The organism is Mesorhizobium sp. B3-1-6 (genome assembly GCF_006439555.1).
Lineage (GTDB): Bacteria > Pseudomonadota > Alphaproteobacteria > Rhizobiales > Rhizobiaceae > Mesorhizobium.
This window is the reverse complement of the sequence record NZ_VFTM01000006.1, coordinates 134,746-157,894: the sequence shown is the minus strand read 5'-3', so window position 1 is coordinate 157,894 and position 23,149 is coordinate 134,746. Positions and strand designations below refer to the sequence as shown.

General features: G+C 64.8%; 19 protein-coding genes. 11 read left to right on the top strand and 8 right to left on the bottom strand.

The window, feature by feature from the left end:
* Positions 1 to 40 precede the first annotated feature (40 nt).
* The 7 genes from FJ414_RS08150 to FJ414_RS08120 all read left to right on the top strand — a co-directional run bounded on the left by FJ414_RS08150 (position 41) and on the right by FJ414_RS08120 (position 8,029).
* Complete coding sequence (locus FJ414_RS08150; protein WP_181166841.1) at positions 41 to 448, top strand: cobalamin B12-binding domain-containing protein; 408 nt, start codon at positions 41 to 43, stop codon at positions 446 to 448.
* 23 nt (positions 449 to 471) lie between these two features.
* Positions 472 to 1,446, top strand: coding sequence for a methylmalonyl Co-A mutase-associated GTPase MeaB (gene meaB / locus FJ414_RS08145; protein ID WP_246672330.1), 975 nt, complete (start codon positions 472 to 474; stop codon positions 1,444 to 1,446).
* On the top strand, positions 1,443 to 3,134 hold the full coding sequence (locus tag FJ414_RS08140) for a methylmalonyl-CoA mutase family protein (protein ID WP_140643226.1): 1,692 nt from the start codon (positions 1,443 to 1,445) through the stop codon (positions 3,132 to 3,134). Before meaB ends, FJ414_RS08140 begins: the two co-directional genes overlap by 4 nt.
* Positions 3,135 to 3,147: 13 nt before the next feature.
* On the top strand, positions 3,148 to 3,909 hold the full coding sequence (locus FJ414_RS08135) for an enoyl-CoA hydratase/isomerase family protein (protein ID WP_246672329.1): 762 nt from the start codon (positions 3,148 to 3,150) through the stop codon (positions 3,907 to 3,909).
* 3 nt (positions 3,910 to 3,912) lie between these two features.
* On the top strand, positions 3,913 to 5,541 hold the full coding sequence (locus FJ414_RS08130) for an AMP-binding protein (RefSeq protein ID WP_140643224.1): 1,629 nt from the start codon (positions 3,913 to 3,915) through the stop codon (positions 5,539 to 5,541).
* Between the two features lie 41 nt (positions 5,542 to 5,582).
* Entirely contained in the window at positions 5,583 to 6,605 is a 1,023-nt protein-coding gene (locus FJ414_RS08125) for an AraC family transcriptional regulator (RefSeq protein ID WP_140643222.1), read from the top strand.
* Positions 6,606 to 6,910: 305 nt separating this feature from the next.
* Positions 6,911 to 8,029: a branched-chain amino acid ABC transporter substrate-binding protein gene (locus FJ414_RS08120; protein WP_140643220.1), complete on the top strand. Its 1,119-nt coding sequence runs from the start codon at positions 6,911 to 6,913 to the stop codon at positions 8,027 to 8,029.
* A 114-nt stretch (positions 8,030 to 8,143) separates the two neighbouring features.
* Here FJ414_RS08120 and FJ414_RS08115 read toward each other — a convergent pair whose 3' ends face one another.
* The 7 genes from FJ414_RS08115 to FJ414_RS08085 all read right to left on the bottom strand — a co-directional run bounded on the left by FJ414_RS08115 (position 8,144) and on the right by FJ414_RS08085 (position 16,923).
* Positions 8,144 to 9,118 carry a branched-chain amino acid ABC transporter permease gene (locus FJ414_RS08115; protein WP_140643218.1) on the bottom strand — a complete coding sequence of 325 codons (975 nt, stop codon included), beginning with the start codon at positions 9,116 to 9,118 and terminating at the stop codon, positions 8,144 to 8,146.
* Positions 9,115 to 9,993: a branched-chain amino acid ABC transporter permease gene (locus tag FJ414_RS08110; RefSeq protein WP_140643216.1), complete on the bottom strand. Its 879-nt coding sequence runs from the start codon at positions 9,991 to 9,993 to the stop codon at positions 9,115 to 9,117. The genes FJ414_RS08115 and FJ414_RS08110 overlap by 4 nt, the downstream gene beginning before the upstream one ends.
* Positions 9,994 to 9,996: 3 nt before the next feature.
* Positions 9,997 to 10,707 carry an ABC transporter ATP-binding protein gene (locus tag FJ414_RS08105; RefSeq protein ID WP_140643214.1) on the bottom strand — a complete coding sequence of 237 codons (711 nt, stop codon included), beginning with the start codon at positions 10,705 to 10,707 and terminating at the stop codon, positions 9,997 to 9,999.
* Complete coding sequence (locus FJ414_RS08100; RefSeq protein ID WP_140643211.1) at positions 10,700 to 11,500, bottom strand: ABC transporter ATP-binding protein; 801 nt, start codon at positions 11,498 to 11,500, stop codon at positions 10,700 to 10,702. The genes FJ414_RS08105 and FJ414_RS08100 overlap by 8 nt, the downstream gene beginning before the upstream one ends.
* A gap of 4 nt (positions 11,501 to 11,504) precedes the next feature.
* On the bottom strand, positions 11,505 to 12,854 hold the full coding sequence (locus FJ414_RS08095) for an ABC transporter substrate-binding protein (protein ID WP_246672328.1): 1,350 nt from the start codon (positions 12,852 to 12,854) through the stop codon (positions 11,505 to 11,507).
* Positions 12,855 to 12,878: 24 nt separating this feature from the next.
* Complete coding sequence (locus FJ414_RS08090) at positions 12,879 to 13,979, bottom strand: class II histone deacetylase (RefSeq protein WP_140643209.1); 1,101 nt, start codon at positions 13,977 to 13,979, stop codon at positions 12,879 to 12,881.
* Between the two features lie 208 nt (positions 13,980 to 14,187).
* Positions 14,188 to 16,923 carry a LuxR C-terminal-related transcriptional regulator gene (locus FJ414_RS08085; RefSeq protein ID WP_140643207.1) on the bottom strand — a complete coding sequence of 912 codons (2,736 nt, stop codon included), beginning with the start codon at positions 16,921 to 16,923 and terminating at the stop codon, positions 14,188 to 14,190.
* A gap of 298 nt (positions 16,924 to 17,221) precedes the next feature.
* Here FJ414_RS08085 and FJ414_RS08080 point away from each other — a divergent pair, with 298 nt between their 5' ends.
* From FJ414_RS08080 to FJ414_RS08065, 4 genes are all read left to right on the top strand, one after another.
* The gene (locus FJ414_RS08080; RefSeq protein WP_140643205.1) at positions 17,222 to 19,771 is read left to right on the top strand and encodes a caspase family protein; all 2,550 of its coding nucleotides are present in this window, start codon (positions 17,222 to 17,224) and stop codon (positions 19,769 to 19,771) included.
* Between the two features lie 87 nt (positions 19,772 to 19,858).
* A complete protein-coding gene (locus FJ414_RS08075; RefSeq protein ID WP_246672327.1) occupies positions 19,859 to 20,056 on the top strand; it encodes a hypothetical protein in 198 nt (65 codons plus the stop codon).
* A 154-nt stretch (positions 20,057 to 20,210) separates the two neighbouring features.
* Complete coding sequence (locus tag FJ414_RS08070; RefSeq protein ID WP_140643201.1) at positions 20,211 to 21,302, top strand: OmpA family protein; 1,092 nt, start codon at positions 20,211 to 20,213, stop codon at positions 21,300 to 21,302.
* Positions 21,303 to 21,309: 7 nt separating this feature from the next.
* Positions 21,310 to 22,548 (top strand): caspase domain-containing protein, encoded by a 1,239-nt coding sequence (locus tag FJ414_RS08065; protein ID WP_246672326.1) that lies wholly within the window; start codon positions 21,310 to 21,312, stop codon positions 22,546 to 22,548.
* Between the two features lie 13 nt (positions 22,549 to 22,561).
* On the opposite strand, the gene FJ414_RS08060 is transcribed toward FJ414_RS08065, so the two are convergent.
* A complete protein-coding gene (locus FJ414_RS08060; RefSeq protein ID WP_226892002.1) occupies positions 22,562 to 23,122 on the bottom strand; it encodes a hypothetical protein in 561 nt (186 codons plus the stop codon).
* Between the last annotated feature and the right edge of the window lie 27 nt (positions 23,123 to 23,149).

Below are 23,149 nucleotides of genomic sequence, written 5' to 3'. Positions count from 1 at the left end.
GACCGAACAGGCGCTGGGCGATGCGCCGGACCGGGACGCGATGACCGGCACCATCCGCGTGCTTGTCGCCAAGCTCGGGTTGGACGGGCACGACCGGGGCGCCAAGGTGGTCGCGCGGATCCTGCGCGATGCCGGCATGGAGGTCGTCTACACCGGCCTCTACAAGTCTCCGGACGAGGTCGTGGGGGCGGCGGTCCAGGAGGACGTGGACGTCATCGGCGTCAGCCTCCTTTCCGGTTCCCACGTTCCGCTCTTTCGTGAATTGGGGCGCTGCCTGCGCGAGCAGAAGGCCGATCACATCTTCGTCGTCGCCGGCGGGGTCATCCCCGAGCAGGACTATGCCGCTTTGTGGGACAGCGGCGTCGACGCGATCGTGCCGCAGGAGGCGCGCGCCGAGCTGATCGTGACGACGATCAGGAACCTGATCGCCGCTCGTGGCCGGGTATGACCGTCTTCACGCCATCGAGACCGATGAGGCGCGCGGCATACAGGCCCTCGATCGAGCTCGTGCCCGAAATCCTCGCGGGCAACGTCGCGGCCATCGCCCGCATGATCACGCGCGCCGAGGCCGGCTATCCGGAAGCAGCGCCCGCGCTGGCGGAGATCTACAGACATACCGGCAAGGCGCATGTCGTCGGCATCACCGGCGTTCCGGGAGCCGGCAAGTCCACGCTTGTGTCTTCTCTCATTCGGGCATTCGCGTCGGAGGGGCACAAGGTCGGCGTCGTCGCCGTCGATCCGAGCAGCCCGTTCTCCGGCGGCGCGATCCTCGGTGACAGGGTGCGCATGAGCGAGGCGGCCTCGTCCTCGCAGGCTTTCGTCCGCAGCATGGCGACGCGCGGCCATCTGGGCGGCCTTGCCCGATCGACGCTGCAGGCGGTCGATGTTCTCGATGCCGCCGGCTACTCGCCCATCATCATCGAGACCGTCGGCGTCGGCCAGGACGAGGTGGAAGTCGTGACGGCGGCGCACAGCATCGTCGTTCTTTCGGCGCCTGGCCTTGGCGACGACATACAGGCGATCAAGGCCGGCATTCTCGAAATCGCGGATATCCATGTCGTCAGCAAGGCCGACAAGCCGGAGGCGGCGGCGACCGTTTCGGCCCTGCGCGGCATGATGACCCTTGGTTCGGAAAGGGCGGGATCGAAATGGACGCCGCCCGTGCTTCCGGTCAGCGCGGACTCGGGCGAGCGGATCGGCGAGCTGAAGGACGCTATTTCCAGGCACGGGTCGCATCTGCGCGAAAGCGGCGAACTGGCCGAGCGGCAGCGGGGCATTTGCCGGACGCGGATCCTCGGCGCGGCCAAACATCTTTTCCAGCGCAAGTTCGATGAGCGGGCCGGCGAGGTCGGAGAGCACATCCAGGCCGTCGTGAACAGGGACATGGACCCCGGCGGCGCGGCCCGCCTTCTGCTCGGCTGGACGAACGAGGCGCAAGCGACATGAACCTGTTCTCGCAAACCGCGATCGAGGACATCCGCGAAAAGCAGGCCGCGTGGGAGGAAAAGGAACTCGCCGCCGCGCTCGGCAGCAGGCCCGAGGAAAAGCCGGCCTACGAGACCGAATGCGGCATTCCGCTGAAGCGCGTCTACACAGCCGCCGACATCGCCGACATTCCCGCCGACGAGTTGGGTTTTCCCGGCGCCTATCCCTTCACCCGCGGAGCCTATCCGACAATGTATCGCGGCCGGCCTTGGACCATCCGGCAGGTCGCCGGCTTCGGCAATCCCGAGGCCACCAACCAGCGCTACAAATACATGATCCAGACCGGTCAGACCGGGCTCTCCACCGATTTCGACCTGCCGACGCTGCTCGGCCTGGACTCGGACGATCCGAGGGCCTTCGGCGAAGTCGGGCGCGTCGGCGTCGCCATCGACACCGTCGATGATGTCGACCGGCTGTTCGACGGAATAGACCTCGAAAAGATCTCGGTCTCGCTCACCATCAATCCGTCGGCCTGGGTGGTCTACGCCATGTATGTCGCCGTCGCTGAACGGCGCGGCTATGACCTCCACAAGCTGGCGGGCACGCTGCAGGCGGACCCGCTGAAGGAGTATGTGGCGCAGAAGGAGTGGATCTATCCGGTGCGTCCCGCGGTGAGGCTGCTGCGCGACTTGATCATGTACAGCGCCAGGGCGACGCCGAAGATCAATCCGATCAGCCTCAGCGGCTATCACCTCTCGGATGTCGGCGGCAACGCGCTGCAGGAGATCGCCTTCATCATGGCCTTCACCATCGCCTATTGCGAGGAGGTCACCGGCGCCGGCATGGACATCGACGACTTCGCGCCCCGGTTGTCCTTCTTCTTCATCAGCCACCAGGACTTCTTCGAGCAGATCTGCAAGTTCAGGGCGGCAAGGCGGGTCTACGCCAAGATCATGGCGCAACGCTTCAAGGCCAGGAAGCCGGAGTCCATGCGGCTGCGGGTGCATGTGCAGACCGCGGCGATGAGCCTGACCAAGGTCGAGCACCATAACAATCTCATGCGCACGGCCATCCAGGCGCTCGGCGCCGTGCTGGGCGGCTGCCAGAGCATGCACACCAACGGCCTCGACGAGGCCTTCGCCATCCCGACCGAAGAGGCCATGAAGCTGGCCATCCGCACCCAGCAGATCATCCGCGACGAGATCAACGTGACCTCCGTGATCGATCCTCTCGGCGGCTCCTATTTCATCGAGCGCCTCACCCGCGACATGGAGACGGAAATCTGGAAGCTGCTGGACGAAGTCGACGAGCGCGGCGGCGCCGTGAAACTGGTCGAGGAAGGCTGGTTCCAGCAGAAGCTCGCGGACTCGGCTTACGCCACGTTCCAGAAGATCGATGCCGGCGAAAAGATCTCGGTCGGCGTCAACCGGTACGTCGACGAGACCAGCCGATCGGCCGAAGTGCACATCCATCCTTATGACGAAGAGTGCACGCAGCTGCAGATCGACCGCCTCCACGCGGTGCGGGCGGACCGTGACAACGCCCGTGTCCAGCAACTGCTGAAGGAACTCGCCGAGCAGGCGAGATCCGACGACGTCAATCTTCTGCCGAAGACCATCGAGGCCGTGAAGGCGAAGGCGACGCTTGGCGAGATCTGCGCCGCGCTGCGCGAGGTCTGGGGCGCTTACGCCGAACCGATGATCGTTTGAGGAGGACGCCAAGATGGGCGATGCCAAGATGGGCGCAGTCATTTCCAGGCACGACGGCGCAATCGCCTGGGTCAAGCTCAACCGTCCCGAGCGGCTCAACGCCATGAACAGGCAGCTCGTCGACGACCTGTCCGAGGCGCTGGCGCGCGCCGATGCGGACCCGTCGATCCGTGCCGTCATTGTGCACGGCGAAGGGCGCGCCTTCTGCTCCGGCGACGACCTCAAGGATCTCGACTCCCAGACCACCTCCGAGGCGACGACACAGGCCTGGGTGGACGCCATCCAGAACATCACCCTGCAGATCATGCAGTCGCGCAAGATCGTCATTGCCGCGGTGCATGGCTGGTGCGTCGGCGGTGCGCTCGAATGGGCGGTGAATTGCGACTTCACGCTGTTCGCCGACAATGCGCGCTGGTTCTTTCCCGAAGTCAGCTACGGGCTGTTCGTCACCGGTGGCGTCACCGCCCTGTTGACCAAGCAGACCGGGCCGCAGGTCGCCAAGGAACTGATGATCCTGGGCGAGAAGCACGATGCCAGGAAAGCGCTCGAGGTAGGCATCGCCTGGAAACTCTTTCCCGAGGCGCAATTGCTGGACGAGGCGAGAAAACTCGCTTTGGCGATAGCGGAGCGTCCGGAAAGCGCGGTGGCGGACATCAAGCATGCCATCAACAACGGCTTCCACTCTTCCCTTGCCGATGCGATGGCGCTCGAGACCAGGGCCACCGTGAGCGGTTTCCTCTCCCCGGATGCGCAGGCGCGGGCAAAGAATTTTTGATCCATGACCATGCTTGAACGCGCCCCTTCTTTCTACATCCCCGGCCAGCATGACGACGATCTGGAGAACCGGGTGCTGCCGAAAATCCTGCGCATGCAGGCCGAGCGCCTGGGCGACAGCCCGTTCATCGACATTTGCGGACGCTCCGCCGGCTTCGAGGAGATGCAGGTCGCTTCAGGGCGGCTAGCGCGAGGTCTTCGCGCCCTTGGCATCGGCAAGTCCGATCGTGTGGCGATGCTGTTGCCCAATTGTTTCGAGCTGGTCGCGATGTGGTTCGCGGTGTCGAGCCTGGGCGCCATCGAGGTGCCCAGCAATCCGGGCCTGAAGGGCAACCTGCTTTGCCACAATCTGAACAATTGCGGCGCCGAAGTCCTGGTCGCCGACGCCAACGCGCTTGACGAGCTCGCCAGGGTCCAGGACCGCCTGCCGGACCTGCGCACCCTCATCCTGGTCGGCGTCGATCCGAGCGAAGCCCGGGCGGCCGGCATCCGGATCGGCCGCATCGTCGGCTTCGAGGAATGCATGGCCGGGCAGCCGGATTTCGACCTCGCCGACATCCATTACTCCGACCCGATGGCGATCCTCTACACCTCGGGCACCACCGGTCCGGCCAAGGGCGCATTGATGTCCCACCATCACTGCTATTCCTGGGCGGCGGCGATGGCGCTCAATCTCGGCTACACGGCCGCCGACAGCTATTTCTCGGCATTGCCGCTGTTCCACACCGATGCCCAGATGTTCGGCGTCTACCTGCCGTTGATCTACGGCACCCGCACGACATTGGTCGACGGTTTCAGCGCGTCGCGGTTCTGGGACCAGGTGCGCGAAAGCGGCGCCTCGGCGACGAACCTGCTTGGCGCCATGGCGGTCATCCTGTCGCGCCAGCCGCCGTCCGATGGCGACGGCGCCAATCCGGTGCGCATATGCCAGTGCATTCCCATGGTGCCGGACAAGGAAGCGTTCGAGCGGCGCTTCGGCATGCGGCTCGTCACCGGCTATGGGCAGACGGAGACAGGTTTCGTCACCCTCGACACGGTGGGGGATACGAAAGCGGGTTCCTGCGGCCGCCCGCACCCCGATTGGGAGGTTGCGATCGTCGATGACAGGGACCGGCCCCTGCCGCATGGGTCCGTCGGCGAGATCGTATCGCGCCCGCGCAAGAACTGGAGCATGTTTTCCGGCTATTACCGCGCGGACGCCAAGACGGTGCAGACGCTCCGGAACCTCTGGTATCACTCCGGCGACGCCGGTTGCCTGGACGAGGATGGCTGGCTCTATTTCAAGCACCGGCTGAACGAGGCGATCAGGCGGCGCGGCGAGAACATCTCCGCCTACGAGGTCGAGACCGTCGCCGAAAAGCACCCCGACATCGTCGAAAGCGCCGCGTTCGGGATCCCGTCGGAGTTCACCGAGGAAGACATCATGGTCGTGGCCCAGCGGCGGCCTGGCTCCACGCTGGGGGCGGCCGAACTGCTGGCGCATTTCAGGGCAATGGCGCCGCGCCACATGGTGCCGCGTTACATCGAGATCACCGACACGCCGCTTCCGCGAACGCCGACGGAAAAGATCGCCAGGACCGCGCTGCGCCAGCAGGGTGTCGGCGCCGCCACATTCGATCGGGGCGAGCGCTAGCCAAGTCGAACGCAGGCAGAAGGAGGACGGAGCCCTACGCGATGCAGCGCCGGATGATCGCCCCCTGTTTCATGGACGACACGCTCGAATGCCTTCGCCGCCACAACGTCGAGGTGGAGCCTCTGCTGGCTCGCGTCGGTCTGCCGCCGGTGATTTCCGAGCCGATCTCGGCCGAACAATATGGCGCGCTCTGGCACGCCGTCGCGCAGGAGATGGATGACGAGTTCTTCGGCGAAGGCGCCCGGCCGATGCGGGCCGGCAGTTTCGCGTTGCTTTGCCAGGCGCTGCTCACCACCGAGACGCTCGAGCATGCCTTGCGCAGGGGCCTGCGCTTCCTGCGCGCCGTGCTCGACGATCCGCATGGCGAGCTGACCGTCGGCAACGGCCTCGCCGAAATCAGACTGAGCGATTCCGGACCGCTGCGCTCGGCCTTCGCCTATCGCACCTTCTGGATCATCGTCCACGGCGTGAACTGCTGGTTGGTGGGGCGGCGTCTCCCGATTCGCTGGGTGGATTTCAAATGCGGCATCCCGCCGACGGGGAGCGACTACCGGCTGTTCTTCGGCGCGCCGGTGCGCTTCGACCAGCCCGAAAGCCGCCTCGTCTTCGACGCCGAATTCCTGAAGCTGCCGGTCATCCGCGACGCCTGCGCGCTGCGCGAATTCCTGCGCAGGGCGCCAGCCAACATTCTGGTGCGCTACCGCCATGACGAGGGGCTCTCGGCGGCCATACGCGGACGCTTGCACGCCACTGCGCCGGCGGCGTGGCCGAGCTTCGAGCGGCTTGCCGCCGGCATGCGCATGCAGGCGCCGACCTTGCGTCGCAGGCTTCAGTCCGAGGGCCAGAACTATCGCTCGATCAAGGACGAGATGCGCAGGGCCCTGGCGATGGAGGCCCTGCTCAACGGCAGCCGCAGCGTCGCCGATCTCGCCGCCGACATCGGCTTTTCCGAGCCGAGCGCATTCCACCGCGCGTTCCACAAGTGGACCGGCAAGAGCCCGGCCTTGTTCCGCCGCGAGGCCTCGTCCGACGCCGATCCGCGCGACAATGCGTCCGCGAATTAGCAGGCGAGCGACGCATTCCCGAAACATTGCAAAATCGATCACAAAATCTGGGTCTTACGGTCATCGTATGCCACTTCGCTTGCAGCCAATATGCCCTGAAGACGGGGCATTTTGGGTGCGGATTGAAGGCAAGACATCTCTGGTGACGGGGCCTGCTCCGGCCTCATGTCCTGACCCGCTCGCCTGGGCCTGACCTTGCCCAACGGCAAAAACCGGCCCGCCCAATTCAAGTCAGCTCGATGCGTCGGACGTGGGCATCGCATCGAAGCTGCAACCAGTGCCCACCACGAAAATGGGAGCCTCATATGAAAAAATATCTTTTGTCGGCGGTAGCAGTGGCCGCGCCTGTCGCCTTCGCGGGCAACGCCTGGGCGGACATCGTCATCGGCGTCGCCGGGCCGATCACCGGTCCGAACGCGGCTTTCGGCGCGCAGTTCCAGAAAGGCGCCGAACAAGCGGCCGCCGACATCAACGCGGCCGGCGGCGTGCTCGGCCAGAAAATCAAGATCGAGATCGGCGACGATGTCTCCGATCCGAAGCAGGGCATTTCGGTCGCCAACAAATTCGTCGCGGACGGCGTGAAATATGTGGTCGGCCACTTCAACTCGGGCGTGTCGATCCCCGCCTCGGAAGTCTATGCCGAAAACGGCGTGCTCGAGGTATCGCCGGCATCGACCAATCCGCAATATACCGAGCGCGGCCTTTGGAACACCTTCCGCACCTGCGGTCGCGACGACCAGCAGGGCAAGGTCGCGGGCGACTATATCGCCGCGAATTTCAAGGACGCCAAGATCGCCATCGTCCACGACAAGACGCCCTATGGCCAGGGTCTCGTCGATGTCGCCAAGAAGGATCTGAACGCCGACGGCATCACCGAGGTGATGTATGAAGGCATCAATGTCGGCGACAAGGATTTCTCCGCGCTCATCGCCAAGATGAAGGCGGCCGGCGTCACGCTGATCTATTTCGGCGGTCTCCACACCGAGGCCGGCCTGATCATGCGCCAGTCGGCGGATCAGGGTCTGAAGGCGACGCTGTTCTCGGGCGATGGAATGGTCTCGAACGAGCTTGCCTCGATCGCCGGTGATTCGGTTATCGGCACCTTGAACACCTTCTCGCCGGACCCGCGGAAAAACCCCGCGGCAAAGGACATCGTCGAAAAGTTCCGTGCCTCGGGTTTCGAGCCGGAAGCCTACACGCTCTACTCCTACGCGGCGGTCCAGATCGTCGCCGCCGCGATCGACAAGGCGGGCTCGGCCGACGACGCGCAGAAGGTCGCCGTGACCATCAAGGCAGGCGGCCCCTGGAAGACGGCGATCGGCGACATCGGCTATGACGACAAGGGCGATATCACGCGCCCCGACTATGTCATCTACGAATGGAAGAAGGGCGAGGACGGCAAGCCGACTTACGCCGAGAAATAAATGCCGCCCAGGCGGGTGAGCGTGACAGAGGATGCCCGGTCCAGACCGGGCGTCATCGTCGGGATCGCGCGCATTTGCCGTCGCGAATGCCGATGGCGGCGATGAAAACCGTCGTCAATTGCGGCTGGTTCGGCTTCGCTGCAGCCAGCCGTTCAGCCCGTTCGGCCATGCGATGACGAAGACCGCCAGCAGCAGCCCAAGGCCGATGTTGCGGTAGTCGGACAACTCCCGCATGCCTTCGTCGGCCAGCATCAGCACGGCGGCGCCGAGCAGGGGGCCCCATATCGAGCCGAGGCCGCCGATGACGATCATCGCGATCAGGAACAGCAGCGTCGAGAAGGAAAAGACCGTTGGGCCGACGACGCGGAAATGGATGGCGTAGAAGCCGCCGGCGATGCCGGTGAAGAAGGCGGAGACCGCGAAGATCCACAGCTGGTATTTGAAACGGCTGATGCCGCGCGACATGGCGTAGCCCGGATTGTCGCGTAAGGCCCGGAAGGCCAGGCCGAGCGGTCCCCGGATGACGACGATCGAAATCGTCACCGCGACCGCCAGCAGCGCCAGCCCGACATAATAGTGGGCGATGTACCATTTCGACGGGAACAGCGCGCGCAGGCCGATATCGCCGAACTGGCCGATGCCGCGCACGCCGCCGAACAGCGGCATGCAGCCGCCGACGGTGGTGAAGCAGTCGGTGTCATTGACGATGAGCACATACATGACCTGCGCGATCGCCAGCGTCAGCAGCGCCACGTAGGGGCCGCGCAGGCGCAGGCAGGCCAGGCCGATCAGCAGGCCCATCGCGACGGTAATGACACCCGCCATCGGGATGGCGGCAAGCATGGGCACCTTCCAGTAAAAGCCCAGCATCGCCGTGGCGTAGGCGCCGGTGGCGAACAGCGCCATCTGCGCCAGCGAGAAGATGCCGCCTATGCCGAGCACGAGGTTCCACTGCACCACGACGATCGCCCAGATGAAGAACAGCGTCGACTGGGTGATGACGTAGCGCCCGGGCATGGCGAGCGGCAGCGCGATGGCGAAAGCCAGGCAGATAATACCGATCAGGATGTCGCGGCGGATCGATGTCATAGGCGCACCACCTGCTGTTTGCCGAACAGGCCGTAGGGCCGCCAGATGAGCACGAGGATGACGAGAAGCAGCAAGGTGGCGAAGCTCCAGCGCACGCCGAGCACATATTGGGTGGCGGCCTCGAGCAGCCCAAGCGCGATCGCCGCGATCACGGCGCCGTAGACATTGCCCAACCCCGCGACCACGCAGACGATGAAGGCTTTCAGCATCGGGTCGCCGCCCATCACCGGCGTCAGTGTGGCGATCGAGCTGATCAAGATGCCGGAAACGGCGGCGAGCGCGCCGGAGAGCGCCAGCACCTGCGCATAGACCCGGCCGACCCTGACGCCCATAAGCTGCGCCGCTTCGCGGTTCATCGAGGTGGCGCGGATGGCGCGGCCGGCGCTGGTGCGCTGCAGGAGGATTGCCACCGCCACCATCAGCACGATGGCGACGCCGAGGATGAAGACGTTCTGCAGCGGTATGTGCACATTGCCGATGACGACCTGGCCGCCAACCGCGAGCGGCTGCGGGATCGGATAGGGTCCAAAACCCTTCAGCATCAGGTTCTCGATGACGCTGCCGATGCCGATCGTGGCGATGAAGATGTTGGTCTCGAAATTCTCGGCCCTGAGCAACGGCAGCGCCGCGCTGAAATAGATCAGCAGCCCGACCAGCGCGCAGACGAATGCTGCGGCAAGAAGCGCGAGCACCGGATGCAGGCCGGCATGGACGATGGCCGCGTAGCAGACATAGCCGCCGAGCGTCAGGATGGCACCGTGCGCCATGTTGAGCATGTTGAGCGAGCCGTAGACCAGCGACAGGCCGATGGTGGCGACCGCGTACATGGCGCCGAGCGTCAGGCCGGAAGCGACGATCTGGATCAGGACGTCCATCGCTCACACTCCAAGATAGGTTTCGACGATTTCCGGGCGCGCCATCAGTTCCGCGCCCAGGCCCGACCAGGCGATGCGGCCATTGTCGAGCAGGTGGATCATGTCGGCATGCTCGGCGATCCGCTCGGCGTTCTCCTCGACCAGAAGAATGGTGCGGCCCTCGCGTCTTAGGTTGAAGATGACCTCGTAGATCTGCTCGATGACGATCGGAGCCAGTCCCAGCGAGGGCTCGTCAAGCATCAGCACCTCGCCGCCCGCCATCAGGCCGCGGCCGATGCCGCACATGCGCCGCTCGCCGCCTGAAAGCGTGCCGGCGGTCTGGTTGCGACGCTCCTTCAGCTTGGGCAGCAGCGCAAAGACCAAGTCGAGCCGCTCGGCCAGTCCGCCGCTGTTGGCGTAGGCGCCCATCAGCAGGTTCTCGTGCACGGTCATCGCCGGAAAGAGCAGGTCGCCCTGCGGAACCTGGATGACGCCGCGTTCGACGATCTGATCGGGGCGCAGGCGGTCGATGCGCAGGCCATCGAGGCGGATCTCGCCCGACGTCACCGGCACCAGTCCGGAAATCGCCTTGAGCAGGGTGCTCTTGCCATGGCCGTTGGGGCCGACAATGGCGGTGAGCTCGCCCTTCCTTGCCGACAATTTGATGGCGTCGAGCACGATGCGGCCGGCATAGCCGGCGCTGGCGTCGACGATCTCGAGCGCCGCCTCAGCCATGCGTGGATTCCATGAAGGAGCGCAGCCGCTCGGAGGCGCCCTGGCCGAGATAGACGTCGACGACGGTGCGGTCGTCGAGAAGCTTTGTCGGCAGGCCTTCGAAAATCTTTTCGCCGTGATGCATGATCATGATGCGGTCGGAGAGGCGTACCAGGAAGCGCATCACATGCTCGATGAGGATGATGGTGACGCCCGCCGCCTTGACGGCGCGCACTGCGTCCATCACACGGTCGACCTCGCGTGCGGTCAGGCCACCGACGGGCTCGTCCATCAGCAGCAGTTTCGGCTTCGTCGCCATGGCGCTCGCCATCATCAAGAGCTTGCGGTCAAGCACCGGCAGCTTGCCGGTGACCTTGTCGGCGCGGTCGGCGATGCCCAGCATTTCAAGCGCGGCATCGGCGGCCTCATGCGCCGCGCGGCCGGCGCGCAGCGTCGGCACGGCCCGGTTGCTTCGGCCGAAATAGGCGCCGACCAGCACGTTCTCGCGCGCGGTCATGCTGTCGAAGCCGGCATTGAGTTGGAAGGTTCGGGCAACGCCGGCATGGCAGATCTGCTCGGGCGCATGCCCGGTGATGTCCTGGCTGTCGAGCACGATCGCGCCGGTGGTGGCCGGGTTCAGCCCCGATATCACCTCGAACAGCGTCGTCTTGCCAGCGCCGTTCGGTCCGCCGATGCCGAGGATTTCTCCAGCCCCGACATCGAAGGACAGATCGCGGACCGCCGCCAGCGCGCCGAAGGACTTGCCGACATGCCTGCACGACAGCAATGGCGTCGCGGCGGCGTCTTCCGTCATCCGGCTAGGCCTTGATCCATGGCGGCATCATGAACTTGGCCGTGCCGTAAGGCGCCGGCGCGATCAAGCCGGGACCCTTGGTGTAGTCCTGGATCTGCAGGAATTGATGCGGCATGCCGAGCGATGAATCGTTGACCTGGGTCGGATAGGTGTAGGCGGCGTTTTCGAGCGGCATGAAACGGGTCGTGCCGGTGACGCCGCGCCATATCATCGCGCTCATCCGAGCCGCAACCTTGCGGTTCTGGTCGTTGTTGCCGGGTTCGCCCGTGCCGCCGGCAAGCGCCGCGGCAGTCGCCCAGACATAGGCGCCGTCATAGGGCTGCGCGCCGGAATTGTGGCCTGCGTTCGGGCCGAACTTTTCCTTGTAGCGCTTCTCGAAGGCGGTGCCGATCTCGTCCTGCAGTGCGCCGACGACGGTCGCGTAGATGATGCCGTTGGCCGCCTGCTTGGCGATATCGCGGAAGGCCGGGATCGACGGGCCATATTGCATATAGACCAGACTCGGCGTCGGGTTGGAGGCGAACTGCAGCGCGAACTGCCCGAGATCGGCAGGCAGGAAGTGGGTGATGCAGATCACCGCTGGCGGATCCTGGCGGATCTTGGCCAGCGTCGGTCCCCATTCCGAAGCGGGCACGCTGACGGTCTCGAACAGGCTTATGTCCCAACCATAGCTCTTGGCCTGTTCCTTGACGGCGTTGGCGATGTTGGAGGCATAGACGCCGGCCGACAGGATCACCGCCATCTTGTTGTTCTTGCGCTTCCACTCGCCGTTCTCCTCCAGTCCCTGCAGGAACTTCAGGAAGCCGGGACCGTACCAATACTCGGCGGGGTCGCCCTGGAACGAGCCCCAGTAGCGGTCCGGGTTGGACTTCACCAGATTGTTGTGGCCGATCGTGGTGTCGTAGTGGACGTAGATGATGCCGTTGTCGGCGGCGACCTCTTGGATCGCGGCGCCGGAGCCGATATTGTAGCCGTTGAGGATGGCGTGCACGCCATGCCGGTCGACGAGGCGCTGCGCCGCCTGCACGTTGGTGGCGTCGCCCATCTGCGCGGTGTCCTCGAAGGACGGTTCGAGCGGCCGGCCGAGGATGCCGCCCAGCGCGTTGATCTCCTCGCAGGCGAGCGTCAGGCCGTTCTTGAACTCGATCCCGTCGGGCGCGGCGAAGTCGGTGGTCGGCCCGCACTGGCCGACCGGGATCGGGTCGCCTTCGGCGCGCGCCTCGTTGTTCATCGCAAGCAGCATGGCCGGCATGCCGGTCAGCGTCGCGGCGGTGGCAAGTCCGCCCTTGATCAGGAAGTTGCGGCGAGAGCCGGCAATCACATTCGGCGTGGTGAGTTTCGAACTGCGCTTCATCTCGATTCCCCTTATAGGTTTTTGTCAGTTTATGTTTTTGACCAGTTCGGCCGCATGGTCGATGATCGCCGTCTGATGCGGCTGCGCCGACATTCCACCCCATTGTCCCATCAGTTGATCCCACGGGTCCTCGACGCCCGTGCGGTGCCCGCAAAGCTCCTCGATCACGGCCAGACCGCAGTAGGGCACGTACATTTCGGAGTAGCCGCCCTCATGCGTCATCACCAGGCGCCCGCCGCACAGCTCGCGCGCCGCGTCGAGCAACATGCGCGCCAGCCTGCGGTAGCCGCTGGAATTCATCAGCATGCGCCCCATCGGATCGACGCCGGAAGCGTCGAAGCCCGAGGGCACCACGATCAGCTCCGGCTTGAAGCGCGTCAGCGCCGGGATCACCACGCGCTCGAACGCCGCGGCGTAAGCGCCGGGACCAGACCCCGGGGGCAGCGGCACGTTGATGTTGAAGCCCTTGCCCTTGCCCTCGCCATTTTCGCCGATCGCACCGGAATTGGCCGGGAACAGATTGTCCTGATGCAGCGAGATCGAAAGCACGCTCGGATCGTCGTAGAAGATCGCCTGCGTGCCGTTGCCGTGATGCACGTCCCAGTCGACGGTGGCGATGCGGGTGAGGCCGTGCAGCTGCTGCGCATGGCGGATGGCGATCGCCGCATTCGAGAACAGGCAGAAGCCCATGCCGACATCGGCGGTGGCGTGATGGCCCGGCGGACGGATCAGCGCATAGGCGTTGTCCACCTGGCCCGTGATGACGGCCTCCATCGCCTTGATGGCGCCGCCGGCTGCCAGGAGTGCGATTTCATAGCTGCCGGCGCCGAGCGGCGTCAGCGAGCTGGCGTCGCCATAACCACGGTCGCTGATCTCCCTGATCCTGGCGATATGCGCCTGCGTGTGGACCCGCGACAGTTCCTCGACAGTGGCGCGCCGCGGCTTGATGGCGACCAGATGATCGAGGATGCCGCTCACTTCCAACAGGTTGCGCAGACGCCGCTTGGTCTCGGGATTTTCGGCATGGGTGCCGGGCTGAACCGTCAGGCTCGGCGGAAAGACCTGGTTCCAGTTCCAGGTGTTGTGCCAAAGATAAAGTTCGTGGAAAACGAAACCCGTCGTCATGCGGCTCCCACCCAGCGTATTTCGACCGGATGATGGCCCGCTACATGAGCGCTGTCCCGACACCTTCGGGTAATGGGTGGTCTTTTTGAGCCCACCCTTTCGGGTGGTTAGAGCAATTCCAGGAAAAGTGTGGACGGTTTTCCGTACGGAATTGCGTAAAATTAAAGGGATAGAGCGGTTCACCGTTTCCGTGAAACGGTGACCCGCTCTATCCCGCCAATTGCCGCTCCGTGGCGGCGTCGAGCCCGATTTCCTTCAGCTTGAGGACGGCTTCCGTCCGGCTTGAGACGCCGAGCTTGCCGAATATGTTCTTCAGGTGCCATTTCACGGTGTCGGGCGCCATGGACAGCGTCTCGGCCAACTGGCGGTTTGTGTAGGCGCGCAGAAGCAGGGCGGCGACATCGGTTTCCTTGCTGCTCAGCATCTGCTTCCTGCCGGCGATTGCAATCGGGCGCGCGCGTTCGGGCGCGGTCTTGCCCAGTTCGCGCAGAAGCGTGTCGACAAAGGTGGCAGTGCTGGAATTGCGCGACCAGGCTGGAATTCGTGCCCGGGCGAATTCGAGCACCTCGCGCATCGGCAAGCCCTCATCGATCAGCGAGCGCAATGCGTTCTGTGGCAGCGCCAGGGTGACGACGTCGACCGCCGCCGCCAGCGCCAGCAGCGTTTCGCCCGCGCTGTGCGCGGCGATCGCGACAAGTGCCCGCACCTGCATGAAGCCGCGCAGGCGGCCATCGCGCCGCATGCGTTCGGCAATACGGTCGAGCACGGCGATGGCCTTCGCCGGGTGGCCCTCGGCGATCAGCACGCGCGCGGCGCCGATATGGGCGTATTCGTCGAGCGGATGGATTGGCGCGGGCCGGCTTTCGGCCGAAGGCTCGATGCCGCGCGAGCGCAGCGCCAGCCGCGCGGCGCGGACGTCGCCGCGCGACAACAGCAGCCGCACCCGCTCGTTCAGCGCGGCGGCCGTCAGCCGGCGGTAGCGCTTTTCGATGCCCAGCCGTTCGGCGCGTTCAAGGAAGACGATGGCCTCGTCATGCCGCCCATGCGCGGCGGAGAGCCGCGCCAGATGCAGCTTGCACGCCATCTCGTGCACGACGAGCCCACATTCCTCGATGACCTGCCGGTGCTGGTGCAGGATGCGCTCGGCACCCTGCAGGTCGTTCCATTCATAGGCGAGCTCGACATGAAAGATCGCCGTCATCGCTTCCGTGTAGGAACCGGACCCGAGGCGCTCGCGGGCGAGCCGGCAGGCGCGGTCGAGCAGTTGGTGGGCCTCGGCGAGGTTGCCGGCGGAAATCTCGACCAGCCCCAGCAACAGGTCGCAATAAACGATGCCGAAGACGGAATTGGCGGCCGCATGATGGTCGCGCGCCGCGAGGCTGCGCAGCCGCGCGGCGTCCAGCTCGCCGAGCGAATAGTGGCTGAAGGCGCAGATATTGGCGAGCGTGCCGCGTGCGAAAGGCTCGTCTTCGGGAAAGTCCGCCAGCCAGCGCGAGGCGACGCGGATCGCGGTGCGGGAGCGGTCGGTGGCGCTGATGACGCCGGCCGTCAGCGTCTGCAATTCGGCCTTGAGCGAGCGGGTGGTCGCGCGGTCGATCTCGCCGCGCTCGGAAAGCTGCCCGACCAGGATTTTGGCCTGTTTGAGGATACGCACCGCCTGGCGCGGCCGGCTCATATGGAACTGCGCCCAGACACGTGCAAGCAGCAGGCGAGGGCGGGCGGCGATGAGGTCCGGGGGAAGCTGGTTCAGCCACTCGGTCAGCTTGGGGATGTGGCCCTGCATGGTGAGCGGCATGGCGCATTCCTCGACCAGGCGCGCCGCATGGTCGGCATCGCCGCTGGCAAGCGCGTGGTCGACCGCGTCGGAGATATGGCCCCGGGCCGCCAGCCAGGCAGCGGCGGCGCGATGCAGGTCCCTGCGTGCCTCCGGCGCCCAGGCATCCAGCCTGTCGCGCAGGAATTCGGAGAACAGGTGGTGATAGCGGAACCATTGTCCCGTGGAATCGAGCGCGATCAGGAAAAGGTTCGAGTGCTCGATGGTCGCCAGTGCCGCGGCGCAGTCCCGTCCGGGACAGACCGCCTCGACGAGGCCCAGGCAGAAGCGGTCGAGGATCGAGGTCCTGAGCAGGAAATCCTGGATTTCGGGCGCCTGCCGGGCGAGCACGTCGTGGGTCAGGAACATCGCCACGTCGCGCTGGCTGCCGGAAAATTCGGCAATGAAGGCTTCTCGTGAGCCCTCATGCGCCAGCGCCAATGCGGCCAGCTGCAGGCCGGCCGGCCAGCCTTCGGTCTTGTGGTGGAGCGCCACCACGGCCGAGACGGCGAGGTCGAGGCCGCAGACATTGGCAAGATAGTCCTCGGTCTCCTCGAGCGAAAAGCGCAGGTCGCTGTCGCCGAGGCTGACGACATGTCCCTTCATCTTCATATGGGCGAGCTCGAGCGGCAGTTCGCCTCGGGTCGCGAGCACGATGCGCAAGGCCGGCGGCGCATAGGCGACCAGCATGTTGATGCAGGCGGCGATCTCGCCGGAGACGATCAGATGGGCGTCGTCGAGAACGAGGTAGATCGGCGCGGCGCGGCGCGACAATTGGTTGATGATGGCGGTGAGGATGGAATCGACCGGCGTCACCGGGCTGGAGTCGATCAGCGATTCCGCGTTGCCGGCAATATCGGGGTCGACGCGGTGGAAGGCGGCGGCAAGATATTTGAGGAAGCGGGCGAGATCATTGTCCAGCCGGTCGATCGACAGCCAGGCGACCTGGGCGATGCCGCCGGATATGCCGGCCGCCCATTGCGAGAGCAGGGTCGATTTGCCGAAACCGGCAGGCGACGTCACCACCGTCAGCTTACCCGCCGTCGCGGCGTCCAGCGTGCGCAGCAGCCGCGGCCTCCGGACCAGGGCGTCGCGCAAATGAGGCGGCTGGAGCTTCGTCTCTATCAGCATCTGGTTCTCGGGTTGCTGCTTTCGGCGCTTTTAATAAACGCGCAGTGCGGCGCGGAGGCAATGGTCGGGCTGGGAGCACGTCGATGATCGCGATACGGTTCGTTGTTGCGAATCCGTTCTGTCGTTGCGGTGCCGAAGCGCCTGCGGTAATCTCAGGCGGATTGGACGATACGCATGCATCCTGTCGTTAGTGCAAGGGTTCCATCCTGCCTGGGCGGATTGTGAACTCTTTAACAGACCTCCGCGTCGCAAGCTGCGTTCTTGTGGCCGACAGGTCATAGCGGTTAAGGATTTTGCCATGCTGCGACGCTGCGCGCTGATTGCAGCCTTGATCCTCGTGGGCCTCACGACGGTGCAGGCGCATGCCGATCGAAGGGTTGCGCTTGTCATCGGCAATTCCGAATACCGCGAAATCCCGGCCCTCAAGAATCCCGACAAGGATGCGGAGGACGTGTCGAACACGTTCCGGCTGGCCGGCTTCGATGTGTTCGTCGCCAAGGATCTGACCAAGCTCCAGTTCGAGAAGGAATTCCGCAATTATCTCGCGGCGGCGGACGGCGCCGATCTTGCGGTCGTCTACTATTCGGGACACGGCTTTCAGATTGGCGGCGAGAATTTCCTGATCCCGGTCGATGCGTCGCTCAAGGCTGCGGCCGACATCGAGGTCCAGGCGGTCAAGCTCGACGATGTCCTGCAGCAACTGCGCGCCAAATCGAAGATCCAGGTGATCATCCTCGATGCCTGCCGCAACAACCCGTTCCCGCGCAAGGATTACTGGCTGCGCGATCAGTTGATCGCGGCCGGCGGCACCGGCCTTGCGCAGGTGAAAAGTTCGCTGAACACGCTGATAGCCTTCGCCACCGAGCCCGGCGCGGTCGCCTATGACGGCTCCGGCGACCTCAGTCCGTTTTCATCCGCCTTCTCCCGCCGCGCCCTGGCGCCGAACCAGGAGATACGCTCGGTGATGGCGGCCGTGCGCCGCGATGTGGTCGAAGCCACCAAGGGCGCGCAGGTTCCTTGGGAGAACTCCTCGCTGATCGACGAGGTGGTGCTGATGCGCCGCGCCAATCGGCCGGCTTTGCCGCCGGTGCTGGAGAAGACCGTGCCGTCCGGCGTCGGACCGGTCGCGCTCGACCTGCCGGTGCCGGTCGATGTCGACGGCGGCGCCGTCAGCATCAGCATCGAAAGGCCGCCGGCCCTGGGGCGCCTGATCCTGGACGGCAAGCCGGTCGCAACGGGCGAGCCGATAGAGGGCAAGGATCTGCCGCGGCTTCAGATGGATGTGCCGAAGGGCGCCGACGCCGAGGATCAGGTCGATATGCTGGCCTATGCGACGCATGACGAATGGGGCGGCGGATCGCAGGGCATCCTGGTGTTCCGGGTCAAGAATGGCGATGGCGCCGCGGGCAAGCAGCTTGTGGCCTCGCTGGAGTCCGAGCAGAAGCAGGAGGTCGTGGAGCGGGGCATCCACATCGCCGGCGCCGCCGAAGCGATCGACAACCGCGACGTCAAGATACCTGTCGGCGTCGGCCCTGTGCCCCTGAAACTGGATGTCCCGACCAAGGATCCCGGCGTCAGCCTGAAGCTCGCGAGCTATCCGGCAACCGGAACGCTGTCCCTGCCGGATCGCACCTTGTCGCCGCAATCGAGCCTGATGGCCGATGAAGTCGATAAACTGCGCTACGAACCGCAGATAGGCGCCGCAAAACCGTTGATCGTCGGCTTCGACATCATAGCCGACAACACACCGTCAAAGCCGGCGACGATGAAGCTGTCGCCGAGCGTCGATCCTTGCGACACGCGGGCCGGCGAACCTTTGGACCTGCAGGGCGTCGTCCCCGGCCTGTTGCCGAACGAGATCGGCGCCGGAGCCGTGGAGGCCTGCCAGGCGGCGGTGAAGGCTTATCCCGATGTCGCGCGCTTCCATTACGAGCTCGGGCGCGCTCTCCTCGCCGCCGGCAAGGTCGACGAGGCGAAGAAGGCGATCGAGGAGGCCGCCGACAAGGGACATGTCCGCGCGGTGTTCGAGCTTGGCTATATCGCCTCGTCCGGCATAGGGACGGCCGTGGATCCCAAGAAAGCCAATGGCTTCTATGCCAAGGCGTCCGACAAGGGTGATCCCTATGGCATGACGGCCTGGGGCCGTGCTCTTTTCAACGGTCTCGGCGTTGAGCGCGATACCGGCAAGGGCTTGGACTTGCTGCTGAAGGCAGCAGCCATGGGCCACACCTATGCCATGAACGATCTCGCCGCGATCTTCACCGAAGGCCGCAATGGCGTGCCCGCCGACCCGGCTCGCGCCGTAGCCTTCCTCAAGGCGGGCGTCGAGCGCCAGGACATGTATTCGATGAACATTCTCGGCCGCAATTATCTTAGCGGACGCGGCGTCGAGAAGGATACCAAACAGGCCCAGGCGCTTTTCAATATGGCGATGGATCTTGGCCAACCTTACGCACCCGGTAGCCTCGCGCGTATGTACCGGGACGGTGATGGTGTGGACCGGAATCCTGCCGAGGCGCAGAGGCTGTTCGAACTGGCGACGGACCGTGGGGACTACTCGGCGGCATATGATCGCGCGGCTATCGAAATGCAGAAAGGCGAAAAATCCGATCAGGCGGTCGCCGTCCGCTATCTGGCGTTCGCGGCAGGACTCGATCTTCGCGACGAACTGCCGAGCGCTCGGTCGACGCTGGCGCAGTTTGGCGCAAAGCCAAAAGCTGCGGCCCTCAAGCAACTGCGCTCGGAACTCAAATCGAAAATCCCTGCCGGCGGCTCGGTCGATGACCAATTGATCAAGACGGCTAGAGCCGTCTGGGAGCAAGCCAATCCGCGTCGGGACCTGTTCTGATCAACAAGGGAGGCAATGGTGGGCAGGGCATTGAAGCAGGCGGTCATCGCAACATTCCTATCCTTTGCGGTTGCAGGGTGCACGACTATGGCGCCCAGCGTCGAGCCGGCGCCGACAACGAAACATCGTACCAAGCACGTTCGCGTGACGACGACCCCGAAGGTGGTCAAGCAGAAAAAAGTGACCGCCAAGAAGATTGTCAAACCGGTCAAGAACGAAACCGTACCCGTCATTGCGCCAATAGGTGGTGGCGGCAACGGTGGCGGTGGCGGTGGCGGGTGGTGATAGCGTCCTCGACGCGCGATGCTTTTTTCGACGTGTGGCGACTGGCGCCACCTTTCTCGCTTCCCGATGGAACCGCTCGCCAAGCAAGGGCAAGTGCTCTATGCTCCTGCCACGTGCCGGTATCGAGATCGGGTTGTCCTGGCGGGGGCGTTCCATGTTCGAAGTCGTTGCATTCTGGCGAAAAATGCTAACCAAGGCCGCGGCTTTTGGCTTGATCGTTGCCGCGCTGCTGGTCTTCGGATCGCAGGCTGCGAGCGCCGCGCCCAACTGGACGCTCGATCCGTCCGCTTCGGTGCTCACCTACCAGTCGGTCAAGAAGAACACGATCGTCGAGACCAACAAGATCAGGAACATCACCGGCACGCTGAGTTCCGCCGGCGACGCGAAGATCAGCTTCGACCTCAATTCCGTCGACACGGGCGTCGACCTGCGCAATGTCCGCATGCGCTTCCTGTTTTTCGAGACCTTCACCTATCCAACGGCCGAGGTGACAGCGAAAGTGGACCCGGCGGCGTTCGCCGACCTGCCGACCAAGCGCCGGGTGAAGACGACATTGCCGTTCCGCCTCAGCCTGCATGGCGTCGACAAGGATCTAGAGGCAAGCGTCGTCGTCACCATGATCAGCGATACCCAGGTTTCCGTCGCTTCGGAGGCGCCCGTCGCGGTCCATGTCGAGGATTTCGGGCTCTTGCCCAACATCGACAAATTGCAGCAGGCCGCCAATGTGACCAACATCGTGCCGACCGCTTCGGTGTCGTTCGATTTCGTCTTCACCGCCGACGGCGGCAAGCCGGCCGCCGTGCAGACCGTCGCGGCCAGCACCGCCGAGGTCGGCCCCGTCGCCACCGATGCCGCGAAAGCCAATTTCAGCGACGAGGAGTGCCTCAACCGGTTTGCCGTGCTCTCGCGCACCGGCGCCATCTATTTCCGTCAGGCGAGCGCAAGACTCGACGCGAAGAGCCGTCCGCTGCTGGCTGAGGTGGAAGGTGTCGTCGGCAAATGCCCGGCCCTCAAGGTCGAGGTGTCCGGCTACACCGATTCCGACGGATCACCCGAGGCGAACAAGGCGCTCTCCGAACGGCGCGCCCAGGCGGTCGCCGATGCTTTGGTTGCGGACGGCGTCCCGCGCAACCAGATCAGCTCGGCCGGCTATGGCGAGGACAAGCCTGTCGCCGCCAACGATACGCCCAAAAACAAGGCGCTCAACCGGCGGATCGAATTCTCCGCAAGCAAGCTCGCCAATTGAGGTGGCGGTGAGTTCCGCTCCAATCGCCTTTTGCGGTGGTCTGCTTCGCGCCGCCGGGCTTGTGGTGCTGGCCTTGTTCCTGACGTTGACGGCCGCGAACGCCGAGCGGCGGATTGCGTTGGTGCTCGGCAACTCGCAGTACCAGCACGCGGCGCCGCTCCTCAATCCGGCGCGGGATGCGCAGGCCATGGCCGATCGGCTCAAGGACCTCGGCTTCGAGGTGGTCTCCGGCTTCGACCTCACCAAGCAGCAGACACAGGCTACGGTCGCGCAGTTCGCCAAGCAGGTGCGGGGCGCCGACATCGCGCTTTTCTTCTATGCCGGCCATGGCCTGCAGGTCTCCGGCAAGAATTATTTGCTTCCCGTCGATGCCGCGCTCGAGGACGAGACCTCGCTCGATTTCGAGGCCGTCTCGGTCGATTTCATCCTGCGCCAGATGTCGCGCGAGACGAGCATAAGACTGGTTTTCCTGGACGCATGCCGGGACAACCCGCTTGCCGAGGTGCTGGCGAAGGCCGCCGGCATCAAAGGCGCAAGCAGCGGCCTTGCCGAAATCCCGATCGAGAATGGCGGCGCCGGCACGCTGGTCGCCTTCGCCGCCAGCCCGAACCAGCTTGCCTATGACGGGTCGGGCGACCACTCGCCCTTCACCACGGCGCTGCTCCAGCATGTCGGCGAATCCAACGTCTCCATCACCGAAGCGATGAACAGGGTGACCAGCGACGTCTTCAAGGCCACCGCCGGCAAGCAGCGCCCCTGGATCAACGTCTCGCTGACCACCGAGGTCGTCCTGCACAGGGTCGATCTCAATGCGCCGCTGATCGTCGGCGAGGCAAGCGCGCCGCAGGCCGAAGCGGGCTCCGAGACGCGCAACACCGGCGCCGCGTCCGGCCAGACCGACGACCAGCTTGCGCTCAATGCGCTGCGCGAAAAGATTCCGAAGTTGGAGACGGACGGCCCGATCCTTTTCGATCGCCCGGTCAAGTTCGGCGACCCGGCGATCGACGGCAAGAGCATAGCCCAATTGATCAAGGGGGAGCCGCTTTTCAGTCCGGTCGAAGGGCTCGACAAGTCGGTCTGGCAAGGCAAGCACTGCGACGGCTGCCACGAGTGGAACGAGACCCGCCTCTGCGAGCAGGCGAAGAATTTCGCCGCCAATGACGTCTCCGTCCTGCGCCTGCAACATCCGCTTGGTACCCGCTTCAAGGTCGCTTTGGCCAAGTGGGCGCAAGGCGGCTGCCAGTGAGCCCGGAAACCCCCTAATACGCGTCGACAGATTGCCGCTGGGCCTCCATCTCCACCATCTGGATGCCCATTTCGACGAAGGCGGAAAGCACGCCAAAGCGGTCCGCGGTCGAGACGCGCGCCAGCCCCGCCAGGATCCCAGCGTTGACGGCGTGGGCGGCGGGAAATCCGGTCGATAGCATGTCGAAGGCCGGGTCACGCCATGCCGCCGACAGCGCGATCCATGCAGCCGGCGTCGCTGGCGACGGATCGACGGCACTGCTGAGCGCCGCTCGATGGCGGGGATTGCCGGGCTCGCCGACCCAATCGTTGACGAGCGCCAGCAATTCGAGGTCCCTATCGGCAAGGAGTTCTGAGAGATGGCTCAGGCATTCATGCCCCCACCAGACCGCGGCGCGATCGGGCAGAAGATAGGCGCAGAACGTGACGGCCTCCTCCGGCACGCGTCCGGCGAGCAGGGCGCGGCAGAATTCCAGCGGGGGTTGGTTGGCGGCAGGCAATTTCATGTCCCGGGCGATCGCGGGACAGGCAAGAAACAGATCCCTTGCGGTTCTGTATCCGAGTTCGTTGGCCATGGCTGCCACACCCCGAGAGCCAGCTGA